This is a genomic window from Mycobacterium sp. PSTR-4-N (assembly GCF_022348085.1).
Taxonomy (GTDB): domain Bacteria; phylum Actinomycetota; class Actinomycetes; order Mycobacteriales; family Mycobacteriaceae; genus Mycobacterium.
This window is the reverse complement of sequence record NZ_JAKRFN010000007.1, coordinates 204,237-220,437: the sequence shown is the minus strand read 5'-3', so window position 1 is coordinate 220,437 and position 16,201 is coordinate 204,237. Positions and strand designations below refer to the sequence as shown.

Genomic DNA, 16,201 nt, shown 5'->3' with positions numbered 1-16,201 from the left:
CGACGGTGCAGAGGATTCTCATCCGCGAATCGCTCTGTAGCAATGGCCCATCCGTAGAAGCTAGACACAGCCGCCAACGCTCGAGCAATAGAGGCCGGCGCCAGAACGCGTCCGCGTGGTTCAGCAGTCGACGGGGCCGATTGCTGCACACCTCGGCGACACGGTCGACGCCGCAACCAACCGAGCAGATCAAAAGCGACCGCGGGACCGAACTCGGTCCAGTCAAGATCGCGCTCTTCGCAGAACTCGAACAAATACTTTAGATCGTGAGCGTAGGCAGAAGCGGTATTCGGACTACCTCCCGTCTCCAATAGATAGTCCAGAAAGCGACACACAACGTCTACCGGTGTTCCGTCACTGCCGACGAGAAGAACAGAACGAACGAATCCATCGGTTCGGTCAACAAGAACCCTCACGGACTTCACTTCATCATTGAGGTACGACATGAGACCCCGACGCGTGTCCATATAACAATGAACTCAGCGAGCGCTTGCGCCTGGGTGAAGTCGAGCTGACCGCCGTCGACGGCTTCCAGCGCCGCCGTCGATTTCGACACCGCCCCGGCGGCTGCGACCTCGTCGCGGCGCATTGAGAGCTTCTTGGCAACCTTGGTCGCAGACATGCCGGTGTCGAGCATCTGCTGGATGCCGCGGGCACGTTGGGAGTTGCTCAACGCCGCGCGCCGGTCGTTGGCGACCATCTGCTGAACGATCCGCTCGACGGTTGCGGCATCGTCATCGGACGTTCCGGTGGGCATCACGTACACCGGCACCCTCTCCAAGCCGACCTCGCGGGCACCGAGGGTGCGGCATTGCCCCTCGCGAACGCAGATGCGGCCGGTGGCGTCGCGTACCGCCAGGATCGGCACGATGACGCCAAGCTCGCGCAGACTGTCGATGAACTCCTTGTCCAGATAGACGAAGTCGCGCACGTTGTCTTCGAGCTCCAGCGTGTGCGGGTCGAGGTATACGACGGACGGGGCGACCTGCTCGGTGGTGTCGGTGGTGATGGACATGTGTGGTGACCTTCCTCGTCAACGCGGGCACCCCGGGTCGGGCCGCCCGTTCTTTTGCCGTCTGGCGAAAACGAATTGGTGGCCAGTGGTGCAGGTGAGCGGGAAGGTCTCGGGCGCAGAAGTTTTCCCGTGAGCGCAGCGAACACGGGTGGGAAAAGTTCTGCGAGCCCGCAGGGCCCGGAGGAGCGCAGCGGGGGAGAGCCGACGGCCTTCCGCGGCCAAGCCGCGGCCACAAAATGAGTGGGCCAGAAGGCAAAACAACGGCGTTATCAGCCACGCCGGAGGCGTGTCCACCTAGGTGGGGCGCTGCTGTGGTGCGCCGCGTGCGGGCAGTGACCGCCTGCCCAGTTCGGCGGTCCCGTCGGCGTCGTCGAAACTACTTCACGGGCGTTGAATCGGTGTGGCCGTAGCAGGGAGGTCCCCAGAGGCCGCGCTGCGTTCGTTGCGCTTCGGCCTCCGCGGCCTGGATCTGCGGTGTCAGAGTGGCTGGGCGCCGGCCGTATACGTAAGACTTTGCCGCACCCGCTCGGGCCGCCTCGACCGAGAAGTCCCAGCCTCCCGCCCTTTCCACGTAAGCCAGCGTCCGTCCGTAGCGGTCGTGGGTGTCCTGGCTGGGATCGGTGACGATCGCGACGCGCTGGCCGGTGAGTGCGGAACGGGCGAACTCGCTTGCCTCGGGACCCCAACAGCCGATACCGTAGCCGGGCTTGTGCACCTCGGGGCTGTCGACTCCAATTAGCCTGATACGCAATCGCCCTCGGGAATCGTCGACCACGTCGACCGTATCGCCGTCGACTACCCGCAGAACGGTGGCAGTCAGGGCAGGGTCGTCGGCACGGCTTACCGCAATCGGACCGAGGGAGGCCGAGCAGGCGGTGACCGTCAGCCCGGCCGCAGCAAGGATGGCGGTCACCTGCCCAGCGGCTGAGGTCCTCATTGGAGCTTCTGGTAGTGGTCTTGGGCCAGTTGCGCCAACCGCCAGGTGGTCAGCATCGCGTTGCTCGCGTGCGCGCCGAGCGGGAGGTACCCCTGGAGCCAGCCGTCGAGTATGTATTCGCGCAGGACGAAGTCGTCGATGTCTTCTCCGCCGTCGTTGATCCGGTGGAGAACGCCGATCGCACGGTCGAACACCGCGTCGTCGATACCGTTTTCGCGAGCGGTCTTGCGAGCGTTGTCCTGGCCCACCTCGGGGTCGAGCGCGAGCGCCGCGAGCTCGAAGACGTAAGGACGGTTCGTCGTCGGGGTGGTCATCGCGATGGCCCTCGGCTCTGCATGAATACACGGTATGCCCGGGGTTGTGCACTGAGCCACGCGCCAAGCTGACGGTTTGCACGATGTCAAGCAGGGCGTCGTCGCCGCGCCGGCAGAGGATGTCGGTGACGTCCTCGGGATCGCACTCCAGGCTGCGCGCGAGATCCACGATGGGATTGGCTCCGGGCGGGCGCCCGAGATGGAGCCCGCGCCATACCGACGAGCGTAATGCGACACGCCGCGCACCGACGATGCCTTGTCGGTGCGTCTACGCGGACTCACCCGAGAAGAAGGGCGCGCGCTGTCGTCCTTCCCCTGGGGTCTCCTGCCGGCAGCGAATCTGTCGATGACGGTGCCGCGGTCCCAGGTCTTCGCGCGCGGCATGTCCCGAGGGCGCGGTGTCACGGGAGCACCCGGTTAGGCAAGCCCGCTAACTGTAGGTGTCGGCTGGCTTGTTTAGGTGCGCAGCCGCACGCGGTTGGGGATGCTCAGTCGTTGTCGCAGGGTCTCGTGGAGATTGGCCGTTTCCAGTTCGCGATCCTCTAACGTTGCGGCCAACGCGTACGCCTGACTGTCGTAGGCCGGATCGTTGCGGGCCCAGGTCTGAGCTTTGTGGGTGACCGCGATGAGGAATGTCTCGTCGTCGTTTGCGAAGGAGTTCCGTCCGGTCCAGGTACGGAGTTGCAGCGTGCCATGGGTGAAGGTATTAACGCCGGGCTGCAGATCAAGCTTGCGACGGTCGGTGATGAGTTCGGCGCGATCGTCGGGGTCTTGCCGCTGCAAGATGTCGGCCAAGTCCTCTGCGCTTATGTCCCTATATATCTCGTATTTCATTGTGCCGGCGAGGTATTCCCGGCGTTGGCGCCGTACGGGCGGGTCGAACGCGAGAGCGACGCTGATGACGCGGTCACGCCGGCTACCGCGTCGGAACTGCTCGGGGACGGGCAGCGGGTGGATCTGTACTGTGTCGACAGGCATGGAACCGTCGTAGGTCATCGTGACGCGGTGGCCGTCGCTTGATGTCGCTCTGTCTGCCTGGGGGAGACCGTGCCCGTAGACGCGGTTTCTACGGTGCGGTTCGGGAATGCTCGTCGCCGGCTGGGTTTGTGACGCGCCTGTCGCAACCAGGGCGCGAATCAGATTCGCCGAGGCGTCGGGGTAGGCGTAGGCGATGTCGGCTGCGACGCGTGCGACAGCGGGTGCGGCGTAGCTCGTGCCGTTTACGGCGGCGAAAAGTTGACCTTCGGTGCCGCGTGTCGATGTGCTGACCAGGGACGCGCCGGGGTCGTTGGGCACGGTGTTGCCCACATCGTTGATGACCACGTTCCCACCGAAGTGGGTGACGTCGGGCTTGTTTGCGCGGCGCGTGTTCGTTCCGAGCCCTGGTCCGCTGCGACTGAAGGGTGCCGCTTCCCGTGCATCGGCGGCGGCTCGCCATCCGAAGCGCCCGGGAATTTCGGCGGGCGCTCCACTAAGGGCCAGTGCCCCAACAGTGATCGCGAGAGCAGCTGGGCCGGGCTCCGATAGGCGGTGTTCGGGCGAGAAGAAGAACTCCGGCTTGTCGTCGATGATGTGGTGACCACTCGCAGTGCGAGCGGTCAAGTCGGCCGCGGCGTTGCCAGTCGGCACGACGATCACGATGTCGAGCTCCCGTACAAGATCGTCGATGATCTCGGTGAGCGGTCCGAGATGTAGGTCGTTGAACGGCTCCGAGTAACCGATCGAGAGATTGAAGATCCGGACACCGTGCTCACCGTGGAGGTGGCGAACCGCAGCTTCGACGAGGTCGTGGGGCGCGGCATAGGTGGCGAAACGCGGCGGACCGTCGGGGCGAGAGGGGTCGGGTTCGAGGATTCGCACGATCCGAACACTGCCCACCGCGGTCAGCGGCAAGCCGTCACGCAACTCTTCGTGCAGCGAGGGGTAGAGGAGGCGACCCACCACCTCGGTGCCGTGGGTACCACGGCGTTGCCATTGGTAGCCGGGGGGTGACAGCGATTCATCGGATGCGATGAGTCCGGCCAGTAACGGGTGCGACGATGCCGGGGAATCGTCGAGGACGCCGACCACTTCGCTCACCCGTCGACTTCGCGTAACAGACGAGATGTCGATGTTGCGCCAGTCGCGGAAGTCGAGAAACGGTACGGGCGGTGTGCGAACCACCTCAACGACGCTGGTGTTGAGCAGATCGGACAACCCGGCAGCGGTCACATCGGCCCGCAAATAACTGCGCCGCGCCGAGACGGAACGAAGCAATACCTGGCCACCGTTCTGCGTGATGACCGATTCGACGACAGCCGCTCGTCTGACGGCTTCGCTGTAGGCACCCGAGGGCCAGATGATGACGTCGACGACCGTCGTGCCGCTGAAGTCCGCTTCGATCTCGCCGATACCTGGGCCGCTGCGATCTTGCGGACCGTAGGGCTCGATGTCGTCGATCTGATTGAAGAAACTGCGGAGTTCACCCGTGCGCACGTATCGCTGTATCGCATTCTCCAGCGACGCGCCGCGATCGCTGGACAGCACGAAGTACGTGTAGTCGACAGTCTCACCGAGAATCTGTAGTCCTCGACCTTCGAACGACGAGTCCTCCGGCCGCGACCCCGCGATGATCTTGAACACCATGTCGGGGTCGACCCCGGCGTTGAGCTGGCGTGGCGCGCGGGAGACATCGAGTTGCCGGCGGAGATGCCGACCGTGTTCACCACGTTGCCGCTGCGGCGTGCCCCCGCCGGCTCCACTGGCACGCCGAGAGCGGACAGGCCGCGGGTTCGGAAGTAGTAGGTGTTCGGGCATCACTCACCACGGCCGAGACGTAATACTCGACAGTGCCTTTCGGACGTCGCTGTCGTTCACGGACTCTGCACGACGCAGCAGAGCGGTGCGGCGTGCATCAACGACGAGCTTTTCGGCTGCGGCGTGTGGCAGCCCCTTGAGGGCGCTGGCGTAGCTGTCGACCTCGAGACCGGAATGGGTCACGCTCTTGAACCGGAGTCGTATGAGCTGCCGAATTTGGTGCACGGTGGGGAGGTCGAACGTCACGACTTCGTCGAACCGGCGCCACAGCGCCTCGTCCAGCAGGGTCGGGTGGTTCGTTGCCGCCAACAAGAGGCTTGGCCCGCGGTAGCGTTCCGTCATCTGGAGGAAGGCGGTAACGACACGCTTCATTTCGCCGTGCTCGGAGCTGTCGTCGCGTGATCGGCCCAGCGCATCGAACTCGTCGAACAGCACGACGAAGGGAGCCTGATCGGCATATTCCAGGATGCGACGGAGGTTGCTTGCCGTCTCCCCGAGGTAGGAGGAGACGACCGCGTCCAGCCTCACGATCACCAAGGGTCGCCCCAGCTCGGCTGCGACGGCCTCGGCCGCAGTCGTCTTGCCGCAACCGGGTGGCCCTTGCAGCAAGAGACGTTGCCGCCGCGGGAGACCAGCAGCGTCCAGCAACGACCACTGACGGACCTCCTCGATCACACTCTCGAGGACCGCCGATACGCTCTGACGTAGGACGAGGTCTTCCAACAGACGTTCAGGTTCTCGCACCTCACCGAGGTCCCATTCACCTTCCCGGTCCTTCGGTGGAGGAGGAACAAGAACTGTCGGCCCAGTATCGACGGAGCCGCTACCCGCTATCAGCAGCTTCTGGAGGTCGCGAGCTAACGCATTATGGTGCTTTGCCTGCTCTTCCTCGATAATTTCTGCAGCTGCGCGACGAAAAGCCAGCTCATCGCGCGTGTGGAACGCCCGAAAGATCTCTTTGAGCTGTCGTCCGGCCACGGATTCATCCTAGGGGTGTTAGCCGTGCAGACGGTCATCTCCCGCTGTTGTCGCAGTGAGTCAGTCGTAGCGGGCCCCGGCGCACCGGTCGGCCCCCCATGGGGCACGAGGGGGACGAACCCGAGCCGGCGCAGTTTGGCGAAGCGGGCCACCCGAGCTTGGCTGGGCGATCGACGACACCAAGGCGCGCACATCGCCTGATCGCTGAGCGAAAACTACCACCGTCTCCGGCGGCGCCTAGTAGCGGCGGCAACCTCTGAAGGAACGGGAGTCAACGAGCGACTAGATTGCACGTGACGGTTTCGCGACGCATAGCGCGCTGGTTCAGCCCGGAGGGTTGTTTGATCCGGTTGAAGGGTCAGCATGGGGAAGCTGGCCCCGACGCAGAAGTGCTCGGCCAGCCGCCAACGTGGAGTGGATCATTTGGGGAGTCATCGGAATCGAGGACTCTCCGCGGCGACGCACAACGCTGATGAACGTCGTCTCCGTGCGGCCGTCGATTACGGCGCCGTGGACGAGGAACGGTTTCAGTTCCTCGGGTTGCGGCGGTACGTCAATGAGCATGAGTCCACCGTCTTGCACCGGTACGGATTCGATTCGAAGCATGTCGGGCGGGGGATAGAGGCGGTGCTCGATGACGCGTTGACAACGCTGGAGGGTTCGTCCGTCGATCGCCACGGGGCAGATTTTCCTGATGATCTCTCCGCCGGGGACTCGTTTGGTGTCCATGCCGATCACCACAATCCCTCCGTACTCGGCGTTCGCGAATCGTCCGACGGACTGGGCGAGAGTGATTTGGCCCGCTGCGGTGGCGTAGTCAGTGCTGACTCTTGACGTCGAGCCAATGGGACTCAGCCTGGCCGAGGAGCAGCTCAGCATGGCCTGCTCGGATCAGATCGCCTGTACTCTCGCGAGAGAGTTGGCCGGACTCGAATGCATTCAGCAAAGCAATTGCCTGACAGCCGATCTCGTACAACCAGCTCAGCGACTTGCCTCTCGGCTTCAGTGCGATCTCGCCTCGCCATAGCCACGGCGGACCCTGGTAGTTGTAGTCAGGCTCGAAACTCCGCAACGACATCCGGTTCCGACGCAAGAACGGCTCGAGTGCGCCTGCGAGTCGCGACTGCTCCGTGTGATCCCCGTCCTCGATCCATCGGTTCATGTCGAATGTGAAACGAAGGGTCAGTTGGCTGTCAGCGACGCCGAAGGAGATCGGCCCGACGGGACTGTCTTCGTCGTCGAAGTATTGGCGCTCAACCGAACTCACAAGCAGTTCGGGATCAACGCTGCCGGCGCGAACCGCGGACCGCATGACGGTCTGCAGTTCGGAGGCGGTGTGCGGCTCGATATCGTCTAGGTGAGCTACGACCTGGTCGAGATAACCGGTGGTGCCGCGAACGGTCGAACCGAAGTGCCATTCCGTGCCATCGGCGTTTCGCCTGATCGTTGACGTTCGACGCTTCGCGGCTCGCGTGGGCACCACTCGATTGTCACAGCTCGGTTTGTGGAATGGCGGGAGGTTCGCGCGGAACCCGCCGATGCACTTCAGGCTTCCGTAGTTACCGACGGATTTGGGCCGTTACCGCGCCTTTCCGGTGATCGACTGACCGGCTTCCAGTGACACTGCATGACGATCATGCTGGTTCGGCCTGAACGGAAGTGAGCTCGATGATCTGTACGGCGCCGGCGTCCGCTGCGAAGCTGAACTCGAGGACGACGGGTAGATCTGCGCTTACAAGCGCCGTGTGGTCATTGTAGTCGCCATCGTCTACGCGCCAGGGGGTATCGATTTCCGCGAGTTCCGCCTTGAGCACATAGGCCGTGACACGCATGCCAGCTGGGACGCTGACGTCGCCGATCACCGTCCCGCCATCGAAGACCTCGTGGATGACGATATCGAGCCGATCGAGGTCCGGGTCGATGTCGTCGACGGTGGGTTCGTCAACGGGTAGGGGCAGCTCGACATCGAAGGGCACGGATCGATATCCGTCGTGTAGGTCGACTCCGAACAGGTTGTCGCACAGGGATCTTATCGATGCTGCTAGATCAGCGTTGAGGTCAGGAGCATCCCACGGGGGACGGACGAGTTCGTCTTCGATTCCGGCGACGCCGGTGATCAGCACGGCGTCTCCAACTGTTCTGGCGATGAGGACACTGTTCGCGGTCACCTCGGACAGGTTGGCGGCGAGCTGCGGGTGGAGGATGGAGGACCTCCCGTCGCAGAAGTCGTTGTCGTTCGACAGGAAGGCGACGGAGCATGCCTGAGGAGCTGCCGCGGCGACCTCTCGGACGGTGGCCCAGATGAGTGCGTCGCGGTATCCCTTATCGGTGGCGTCGAACGGCGGATGTTCCTCCAGTGACCACGTGACCAGTGTGTTGTGGTCGAGGCTTGAGGGGATCGGGTGAACGGTGGCGCCGAGATCGTCGAGGTGTTTGCGCAGCCGGTCGGCGATTTCGGCGGGTGGGGGGAGTTTGTGCGCCCGAAGTGTGCGAACGTCGGGTAGGTCGGCCGGCAGCGTCACGCCCGCCGACTCGAGGGAGCCCGTTGCTTGTCCCCACGCCTTTGCTCCCTCGGAGAGATGCCGTTTAAGGTCGCGATGACGCTGCCTCGCGACCTCGAGCACGACGACTTCGGGCACGACCACCGAGACCGGGCCGAGCGAGGCCAGCAGGCGTAGTCGCATCCAGGAGACTCCGGAAAGACTCGGGTCGGCCACAGCGATATTCGTATCGACGACGAAGATAGCGGTGATCGGCGCGGTTCCGTCGCTGAGGCCGATATGGCGCACCCTCATGTCCGCCCCCCTTCAAAGTCCTCCCGCCGCGTCTGCGATTGCAGACGGGACCGCGTTCTGGGTAGTCACCTTAACGGCGGTGAACCGGCGGGAAACGGCGATCGAATCACTCGCACTAATATGCGGTGGGATGGGAAGATTGCGACCCTTTCCTCGCCTGCGCTCATCGGTGTGCGCCTACTCCAGTATGTGATGCAGTCTCGGTTTGGGTAATGCAGTGCAACCATGTGACCGGGACGCTGAATTAGGCGAAGGCGCGCGGGCACCTGCCTCCGTGCAGCCGTGCCGCTGCGCTCGTGTGAATGGTCTTGTGAACGAAACGATGCGCAACGTGCCCGACAGCTTCGACACGGCGTGGCATCCGCGACGCTCACCGCTGCTGACCAGCACGTCATCGAGGTAGCGGCCATAAGCGCAAGACTGCGCTCCAGGACGGCGGCCACGAGGTCTGATCAGGCGCCAAATCGCTGACGCCTCGCGGTGGGTACGCGGAACCCGTCGACAACCATTGGATCAAGATGGCACAGGCGCTCCTTCGTCTAACCCGAAACGGAGAGGACAACAGCCCTGAGACACACGCGTCAAACCGCAAAAAGGCAACTTCACTGCGAAAGTCGGCACCATGATTGAGACCGGGCAGGTGAATTGTGTTGTCTTACAACTGCTGTCACCCCAACCCGACATAACGGTCGTTATCTGGCAATCGGTTCTGCGTGGGCGGTCGAAAAGCACGTTACCGGGCTTGCTTCTCGTCGCTTAGAAGCCCGTAGAGGGGATTGGTTTCAGCGGCGGAGCGGGTCTCGGTGCCAGCGCCATCGACGTAGCGTTGTGACGTGACCATGGATTCGTGGCCCATGAGCTTCATCAGGGTGTAGACGCTGACGTTGGCGTTGGCGAGTTCAGTGGCGAAGGTGTGGCGCAGGCCGTGAACCAGTGCGCCGGAGGCTCGTTCACCGTTGATGCCGGCCTTCTTGAAAGCCCGCAGGATCCGGTATTGCAGCGTTCCGCGGGTGATGCGGTCCCCGTCGGCGCCGACGAAGAGGGGAGCGGTCGGGGAGAAGTTGCTGAGCGCCTTGGTGCCCGATGTTCGTCGGCGGGTCTGGGGGAATCGGTTGGCTCGTGTCCGAAGGTAGTCGTCGAGAACGTCGAGCAGCTCTGGGCCAATGGGGAGTCGACGGTCCTTGTTGCCCTTGCCTCGGACGTGCAGTACGGCGCCGTCGTCGGTTCGGCGAATGTCGCCGACGTTGGCGTTCAGTAGCTCGTCGGCTCTGAGTCCGGCCAGTAATGAGGTGAAGACGATGGCGCGGTCACGCTCGGACCAGTCACTGGCGCGGGTGGAACCGTGATCGGCGTCGATCGCTGCGACCAAATCAGTGACGGCGCTGGCGGGGTAGCTCTTGGGTAGGGATTTTGGCACCTTGGGGCGGCCGATGAGCGGCATGGGGTTGGCGTCGAGCAGCTCGGCGGTGAAGAGGAATGTGCACAGGGTGTTCCACGTCGACCAGCAGCGTCGGATCGACGCCGCCGAGTGGGTGTCAGCATAGGCGGCGAACGCCGAACGCATTCTGTCCTTTGTTAATTCGTGGATCTGGAGGTCGGAGACGGCGTCGGCGGACCCCGCCATCAACACGGCGATTACCTCGAAGTCCTGGCGATAGGCTTTGGAGGTGTGGGGCGAGGGCTTGCGGATGGCACGATCGGCGAGAAAGTCGGCGAACCATCCAGGAAGGATGACTGCGGGCGGCTTCGGCGGAACGGATCCAGGCACCGACTCAGCATGTCAGATGGACATGGATAACAGTAGTTATCCACGACGTTCTGCATACCCGTTAGATGCCGCCTGCAGGCAAGAGGTGTGTGGTCTGTCGTTGGGCCGTGGAAGGTGCCTGTGAGGGGTGAGCTGAGTGGCCGGTGCGGCGGTGGTGAGGGGACGGGGCGCACGGTGGGTGAGTGAGGTGCGGTGGTGCGGCAGGGGCGGCGACGAAAAAATTGGTGGGTGGCGAATGTGGCTGTGGTGGTGGCACGTCCGGCCCGGCCGGTTTTAGTGTCCCGGTCATGACAGCAGCAGGAACGTCCAAGTTGGAAGCCCGGCGACGGGCTGTGGAAGCGACCCGGCGCGCCAACGAAGCGCGTGCTGCGCGGGATAAGGCGAACATCGACGACGCCACGAACTTTTTGTACGAGGTCGGCAAGGTCGCCGAGGTCGAGGTCTGGAAGACGGAGCGCCTGGCGCAGCTGCGCGAGCAGGTGGACGCCGAAGCGGCCAAGCGCGTGGCCACGCACCGGGCGAAGGCCGGCGCGGTGGTCGCGCGCATGCAGGGCCGTGATGAGACGCTGACGACCATTGCCGCACGGACAGACGTCGGGATCGGCATTGTTCGGACCATGCTGCGGCACGCTCCGAAAGCCGAGAAGTCCACGCCCAGCAACGGTTCGCACGCAGTAGGCGGTGGCGGTGAGGTTGGTGGCGAGCCTGGCGGTGTCGCCTACCCGGGGGCCGACGAGCCCGACGCGGCCTCGGCCTGATGCAGGGGACGACAGGTGCGCGTCACGGTGGATGAGACGAACATCGTGTTGCGAGGGCAGCAGAACTCCGGCGGCCTCGGCGCCGGGAATCCGCCGGCCCTCGCGCATCGCGACGATGCGCTGCGGGAGCTGCGCACGGACCCGGGACTGTTGAGCGCAGGGGGTCGCGACTCAGGGGGATTTGCAGCGGCGCAGGGCGTTGTTCGGCCGTGTCTCAGATGGCACAGCGCAGCGGTAGCTCCTTGAACGCCGCTGCGGCCCTGTCAGTCGGGACGCCGCAGGCGGCTCTGGACAGGCCCAGTGTCTGTGCACGGACGTAGGGTCAGCGGCCTTGAGAAGCGCGGGACAGCTGGTTGTTGATCGGCTGTTGCACGCCGCTGAGATTGCCCGGTTTCATAGCCACGTCGTCTGTGGGCCAACGCCTTCGGATTGCAACATCTGGACCGGGGCGATCGGTGCCGATGGTTACGGCCGTTTCTATCTCACGCGCGACGGTGTGGGGTTCTGTGTGCGTCCGCATCGCTACGCGTTGGCGATCGCAGGCGGAAGCGTGGCGGCGGGCGTGCTGGGTTTGCACGAATGCGACAACCCGGTGTCGTAAAAATCGCGGCCGCGACAGACGTTCAATAGCACGTGGTGTCGGGCTCCCAGGGCGACAACATGGAGGGGATGGCGCGGATGCGTCGCGGCGGTGGGCGCCATGCGGTGCGACGCTTCGACAGTCGGGGTGTGCGGCGGGAGCGCTCGGTGGCGCTGCGCGATGCGGTGCGGCACGGCTGGGACGCCGCCGCGGTGCAGGCGGCGCTGCTTGGTGATCAGCCCACGCTGTGGTGATCCTGGCGCGGGCGGAGCGGCGGTGGCTGTGTTGCGCCAGAGACCCTTGGACGGCGGGTTCGTCGCCCTGGCGGGCGGTGTCGCAGCGTCGAGCTGAACGGGCCAGGGGAGCGGCCGAGAGGGCGCCTTAGCCGCGCTGCAGGAGCACCGCGTCGCGCGGCGGGCGCACCGTTGTGGCGTCGAACCACACGGGCAGCGCGCAGACGCCGGCTGTGCGGGCCCGCCAGATGCGGTGCTGGCCAATCGTTTCGCGCTGGCCGTGACCGTTGGTGTAGACGCGTAGCGAGTCGCTGTAGCTCAGCAGCGCCAGCGTCAGTCGGGGGTCGGCCGCAGCGAGATCGGCGAACGGCGGATGGTCGTGCGCGGCGTGGGCGATGGTGGCGGTGTCGGCATTGGCCGGGGAGGGCTCGAGGAAGGTCGTGACTGCGGGCAGTACCACGGTCCAGTTTCCGGCGTGGACGTCGCAGGCTTGGCGGCGCGCGGAGATCGCGTCGTTGGTGAACAGTTCGCGGTAGCCGTCTTGCCCGGGGTGCTGACCGCGTGTGCGGAGCACAGCCTCAAGGGCAAGGGGACAGTTGGAGCGTGTGCCGTCTTGGAGGGGCCGCTCACCCATCGTGTGGGGGTAGGGCAGCTCGGCGACGGGGGTCAGGTAGTAAGGCATGACGCGGGTGGTGGAGTTACGACGCCAGCAGCCTGGAGCGGCGCGTGACTTGCGCGGGGCCGCCGACCTCGAACGGGAGCACGTCGACTCGAAGTACTTCCCGGCCAACATGGGATCGTCGTAGCCCAAGTCGCCGTGCACGCGCTGCAGGGACTCCATGCCCAGCTCGCATGCCAGCCTGGCGGCTTGGTCGGCGGTGTGCGCGACGGCCGTCGCCTCGACTGGGGTCCGGACGGTGGCCACGAACACGGTTGTATGTCAGGTCTCTTTAAGACGCGAGCGCGTGAACGGGGCTGGCGGCGAATACGGCGTGGAGGTCGCGGCGGGCGTCGAGTTCGGAGTAGGGCTCGATGGTGGCCACGCCGACGACGCGCGGCCTGGCCTCGTCCAGGGAGATCAACTCGAACGCTGTGTGAGCGGCGTTGAGCTGAGTGGGCCGGTGGTAGTTGTCCGACAACACCAGGTAGGTGTGCAGGCGTGTACATGGGTGCTCCCTGGATGAGTGATAGCGGTGTGCGGACCGGGCTGAGTTACGCGGCGGCAGCAGCCAGTGCCTACTCTGCTGCGCAGCTCTACTGGCGCGACTGGGCTAACGGTCAGGTAGTGCTGGGCAATCACCGGCGGTGGTGGCGGTGTCGGCTGGGGGCCGGCCGGGGGTGTCGCGGCAGTGTTCATCTGTCGTTCACTTGCCCGGTGATTCGATGAGTGTCAATATCGATGAATGTCGAATCAACAGGACGGGCCGGCCGACGCCTGCTGCGTGACGCCGCCGCTGCTGCGGGAGCCGCTCACTAAACCTGCAGCCGCCGAGATGGCCAAGAAGTTGAAGGCGCTCGCCGATCCGGTGCGGCTGCGGTTGTTCAGTGCGATCGCCAGTCATTCCGGTGGGGAGGCGTGCGTCTGTGACATCTCGGGCGGCATCGACGTCTCCCAACCCACGGTGTCGCATCACCTCAAGGTGTTGCGCGCCGCCGGTTTGTTGACCTCCGAGCGTCGGGCGTCGTGGGTGTACTACGCCGTAGTCCCGGAGGCGCTGCGCGAGATCGCGGCGCTGCTGGATCTCGACGCGGCAGCGCTGGCAGGGGCGACGGCATGACCGACACGGTGGCGAGTACCTCAGCGCCGGTGGTGGGCAAGCTGTCCACCCTGGACCGGTTCCTGCCGGTGTGGATTGGTGTCGCGATGGCCGCCGGGCTGCTGCTGGGGCGGTGGGTGCCGGGCATGAACGCGGCGCTGGACGGCGTGCAGATCGATGGCATTTCGTTGCCGATCGCGCTCGGCCTGCTGATCATGATGTATCCGGTGCTGGCCAAGGTGCGCTACGACCGCCTCGACACCGTGACCGGCGACCGCAAGCTGCTGCTCAGCTCACTGTTCTTGAACTGGGTGTTTGGGCCGGCATTGATGTTCGCTCTCGCCTGGCTGATGCTGCCGGACCTGCCCGAGTACCGGACCGGGCTGATCATCGTCGGCCTGGCCCGCTGCATCGCCATGGTCATCATCTGGAACGACCTGGCCTGCGGGGACCGCGAGGCCGCCGCCGTCCTGGTGGCGTTGAATTCGATATTCCAGGTCATCATGTTCGCGGTGTTGGGCTGGTTTTACCTGTCGGTGCTACCGGGCTGGCTCGGCCTGGAGCAGACCACCATCGACACCTCGCCGTGGCAGATCGCAAAGTCGGTGCTGATCTTCCTGGGCATCCCACTGTTGGCTGGCTACCTGTCACGGCGAGTGGGCGAGAAGGCCAAGGGCCGCGACTGGTACGAGTCGCAATTCCTGCCGCGGATCGGGCCGTGGGCGCTCTACGGGCTGCTGTTCACCATCGTCATTCTCTTTGCGCTGCAAGGCGAACAGATCACCAGCCGCCCGCTCGACGTGGTGCGGATCGCGCTGCCCCTGCTGGTGTACTTCGCAATCATGTGGGGCGGCGGCTATCTGCTCGGCGCAGCGATCGGCCTCGGTTACCAACGCACCACCACCTTGGCGTTCACCGCGGCGGGCAACAACTTCGAACTCGCCATCGCCGTGGCGATCGCCACCTACGGCGCCACCTCCGGACAAGCCCTGGCCGGGGTGGTCGGCCCACTGATCGAAGTCCCGGTCCTGGTCGGGCTGGTGTACGTGTCACTGGCCTTGCGCCGACGCTTCCGCGACCAGGGCACTGTGCCCGTCGCTGTCAACCCGTCCACGACAAAGGAGTCGTAACACCATGTCAATGTCTGATAGCCCCGCCGCCTTACGCCCGCACCGCGACCTGTCCATCGATCAGCAGCACGCGCTCAAGACTGCCGCTACCCGGTTGGAGCGCGACTTCGGCGACAGTTTCGGTGTCGAGACGATCGAACGGTTCCTGCACACGTCCTACGACCAGTTCGCCGGCCGCGCGTCGGTCCCCAATTTCCTTCCGCTGCTCGCCGAACAGTTCGCCCGCCAACGCCTGCACGCCTTGGCCCGGGTGGAAGGCAAGATCAGCGACGGCAAGCCCACGGTGCTGTTCCTGTGCACCCACAACGCCGGACGCTCCCAGATGGCCTTGGGCTTCTTCACCCACTTCGCCGGCGACGACGCCGTCGCGTGGTCGGGCGGCTCCGAACCCGGCGACCGCATCAACCCGTCCGCGGTCGCGGCGATGGCCGAGGTCGGCATCGACATCACCGGCGAGTTCCCCAAGCCCTGGACCGATGAAATCGTCCAGGCCGCTGACGTGGTGGTCACCATGGGCTGCGGCGATGCCTGCCCCATTTTCCCCGGCAAGCGTTACGAGAACTGGGACCTGCCCGACCCGGAAGGTCAGGACGTTACCGCGGTACGGCCGATCCGCGACGACCTCGAAGAACGCGTCCGTCGGCTGCTCGCGGAACTCCACGTCACCGCACGCCAGAACTAAGGAGCCAGTACAACGATGACTACCTCGTCGACACCGTCGGTGCTGTTCGTGTGCGTCAAGAACGGCGGCAAATCGCAGATGGCCGCCGGGCTCATGCGCCACCTCGCCGGCGACACCGTGACCGTCTACTCCGCCGGCACCAAACCCGGTGGCGCGGTCAACGACCTGTCCGCCCAAGCCCTGCTCGAGGTCGGCATCGACATCAGCGGTGAGCAGCCCAAGCCGGTGGACTACGAGCTGGCCCGCGACGTCGACCTGGTGGTCACGCTCGGTCGGGAAGCCCAACTCGATCCGCTGCCGGGCACCCGGGTGGAGAACTGGGACACCGACGAACCCTCCGAACGCGGTATCGACGGCCTCGAACGTATGCGCCTGGTCCGCGACGACATCGCCGTCCGCGTGCAACGCCTGCACACCACGCTCACCGACGCCTGACACCAACCCCGCTCTCACGCTGC

General features: G+C 64.9%; 16 protein-coding genes and 2 pseudogenes. 6 read left to right on the top strand and 12 right to left on the bottom strand.

Features of this window, described 5'->3' with window-relative positions; genetic code table 11:
- Positions 1-50 precede the first annotated feature (50 nt).
- From MHN84_RS13015 to MHN84_RS12970, 10 genes and pseudogenes are all read right to left on the bottom strand, one after another.
- Positions 51-446, bottom strand: a pseudogene (locus MHN84_RS13015) (site-specific integrase); the annotation flags it as partial.
- On the bottom strand, positions 422-1,015 hold the full coding sequence (locus tag MHN84_RS13010; protein WP_241204970.1) for a ParB/RepB/Spo0J family partition protein: 594 nt from the start codon (positions 1,013-1,015) through the stop codon (positions 422-424). The pseudogene MHN84_RS13015 and the gene MHN84_RS13010, both read right to left, overlap by 25 nt.
- Positions 1,016-1,391: 376 nt before the next feature.
- Positions 1,392-1,952 (bottom strand): thermonuclease family protein, encoded by a 561-nt coding sequence (locus MHN84_RS13005; protein WP_241204969.1) that lies wholly within the window; start codon positions 1,950-1,952, stop codon positions 1,392-1,394.
- Entirely contained in the window at positions 1,949-2,266 is a 318-nt protein-coding gene (locus MHN84_RS13000; RefSeq protein ID WP_241204968.1) for a hypothetical protein, read from the bottom strand. Before MHN84_RS13000 ends, MHN84_RS13005 begins: the two co-directional genes overlap by 4 nt.
- Before the next feature lie 456 nt (positions 2,267-2,722).
- A complete protein-coding gene (locus MHN84_RS12995; RefSeq protein ID WP_241204967.1) occupies positions 2,723-4,891 on the bottom strand; it encodes a S8 family serine peptidase in 2,169 nt (722 codons plus the stop codon).
- A gap of 174 nt (positions 4,892-5,065) precedes the next feature.
- Entirely contained in the window at positions 5,066-6,040 is a 975-nt protein-coding gene (locus MHN84_RS12990) for an AAA family ATPase (protein ID WP_241204966.1), read from the bottom strand.
- A gap of 324 nt (positions 6,041-6,364) precedes the next feature.
- Entirely contained in the window at positions 6,365-6,781 is a 417-nt protein-coding gene (locus MHN84_RS12985; RefSeq protein ID WP_241204965.1) for a hypothetical protein, read from the bottom strand.
- Positions 6,782-6,857: 76 nt separating this feature from the next.
- Positions 6,858-7,520, bottom strand: coding sequence for a hypothetical protein (locus tag MHN84_RS12980; protein ID WP_241204964.1), 663 nt, complete (start codon positions 7,518-7,520; stop codon positions 6,858-6,860).
- 154 nt (positions 7,521-7,674) lie between these two features.
- Entirely contained in the window at positions 7,675-8,829 is a 1,155-nt protein-coding gene (locus MHN84_RS12975) for a PIN domain-containing protein (RefSeq protein ID WP_241204963.1), read from the bottom strand.
- 739 nt (positions 8,830-9,568) lie between these two features.
- Positions 9,569-10,603, bottom strand: coding sequence for a tyrosine-type recombinase/integrase (locus MHN84_RS12970; RefSeq protein ID WP_241204962.1), 1,035 nt, complete (start codon positions 10,601-10,603; stop codon positions 9,569-9,571).
- 287 nt (positions 10,604-10,890) lie between these two features.
- On the opposite strand from MHN84_RS12970, the gene MHN84_RS12965 reads away from it, so the two are divergent.
- Both MHN84_RS12965 and MHN84_RS12960 read left to right on the top strand, forming a co-directional pair.
- Positions 10,891-11,361, top strand: a complete 471-nt coding sequence (locus MHN84_RS12965) for a hypothetical protein (protein WP_052429180.1) — start codon at positions 10,891-10,893, stop codon at positions 11,359-11,361.
- A 636-nt stretch (positions 11,362-11,997) separates the two neighbouring features.
- Complete coding sequence (locus tag MHN84_RS12960) at positions 11,998-12,195, top strand: hypothetical protein (RefSeq protein WP_239736461.1); 198 nt, start codon at positions 11,998-12,000, stop codon at positions 12,193-12,195.
- Between the two features lie 127 nt (positions 12,196-12,322).
- Here MHN84_RS12960 and MHN84_RS12955 read toward each other — a convergent pair whose 3' ends face one another.
- Both MHN84_RS12955 and MHN84_RS12950 read right to left on the bottom strand, forming a co-directional pair.
- The gene (locus MHN84_RS12955; RefSeq protein ID WP_241204961.1) at positions 12,323-13,099 is read right to left on the bottom strand and encodes a hypothetical protein; all 777 of its coding nucleotides are present in this window, start codon (positions 13,097-13,099) and stop codon (positions 12,323-12,325) included.
- 25 nt (positions 13,100-13,124) lie between these two features.
- Positions 13,125-13,316 carry a hypothetical protein gene (locus MHN84_RS12950; RefSeq protein ID WP_043416057.1) on the bottom strand — a complete coding sequence of 64 codons (192 nt, stop codon included), beginning with the start codon at positions 13,314-13,316 and terminating at the stop codon, positions 13,125-13,127.
- A 261-nt stretch (positions 13,317-13,577) separates the two neighbouring features.
- Here MHN84_RS12950 and MHN84_RS12945 point away from each other — a divergent pair, with 261 nt between their 5' ends.
- The 4 genes and pseudogenes from MHN84_RS12945 to MHN84_RS12930 all read left to right on the top strand — a co-directional run bounded on the left by MHN84_RS12945 (position 13,578) and on the right by MHN84_RS12930 (position 16,178).
- Positions 13,578-13,952, top strand: a complete 375-nt coding sequence (locus MHN84_RS12945) for a helix-turn-helix transcriptional regulator (RefSeq protein ID WP_043416056.1) — start codon at positions 13,578-13,580, stop codon at positions 13,950-13,952.
- Positions 13,949-15,062: pseudogene (gene arsB, locus MHN84_RS12940) on the top strand (ACR3 family arsenite efflux transporter); the annotation flags it as partial. The gene MHN84_RS12945 and the pseudogene arsB, both read left to right, overlap by 4 nt.
- Before the next feature lie 9 nt (positions 15,063-15,071).
- Positions 15,072-15,743 (top strand): arsenate reductase ArsC, encoded by a 672-nt coding sequence (locus MHN84_RS12935; RefSeq protein WP_241204999.1) that lies wholly within the window; start codon positions 15,072-15,074, stop codon positions 15,741-15,743.
- Between the two features lie 15 nt (positions 15,744-15,758).
- Entirely contained in the window at positions 15,759-16,178 is a 420-nt protein-coding gene (locus MHN84_RS12930; protein ID WP_043416050.1) for a low molecular weight phosphatase family protein, read from the top strand.
- The last annotated feature ends 23 nt before the right edge of the window (positions 16,179-16,201 follow it).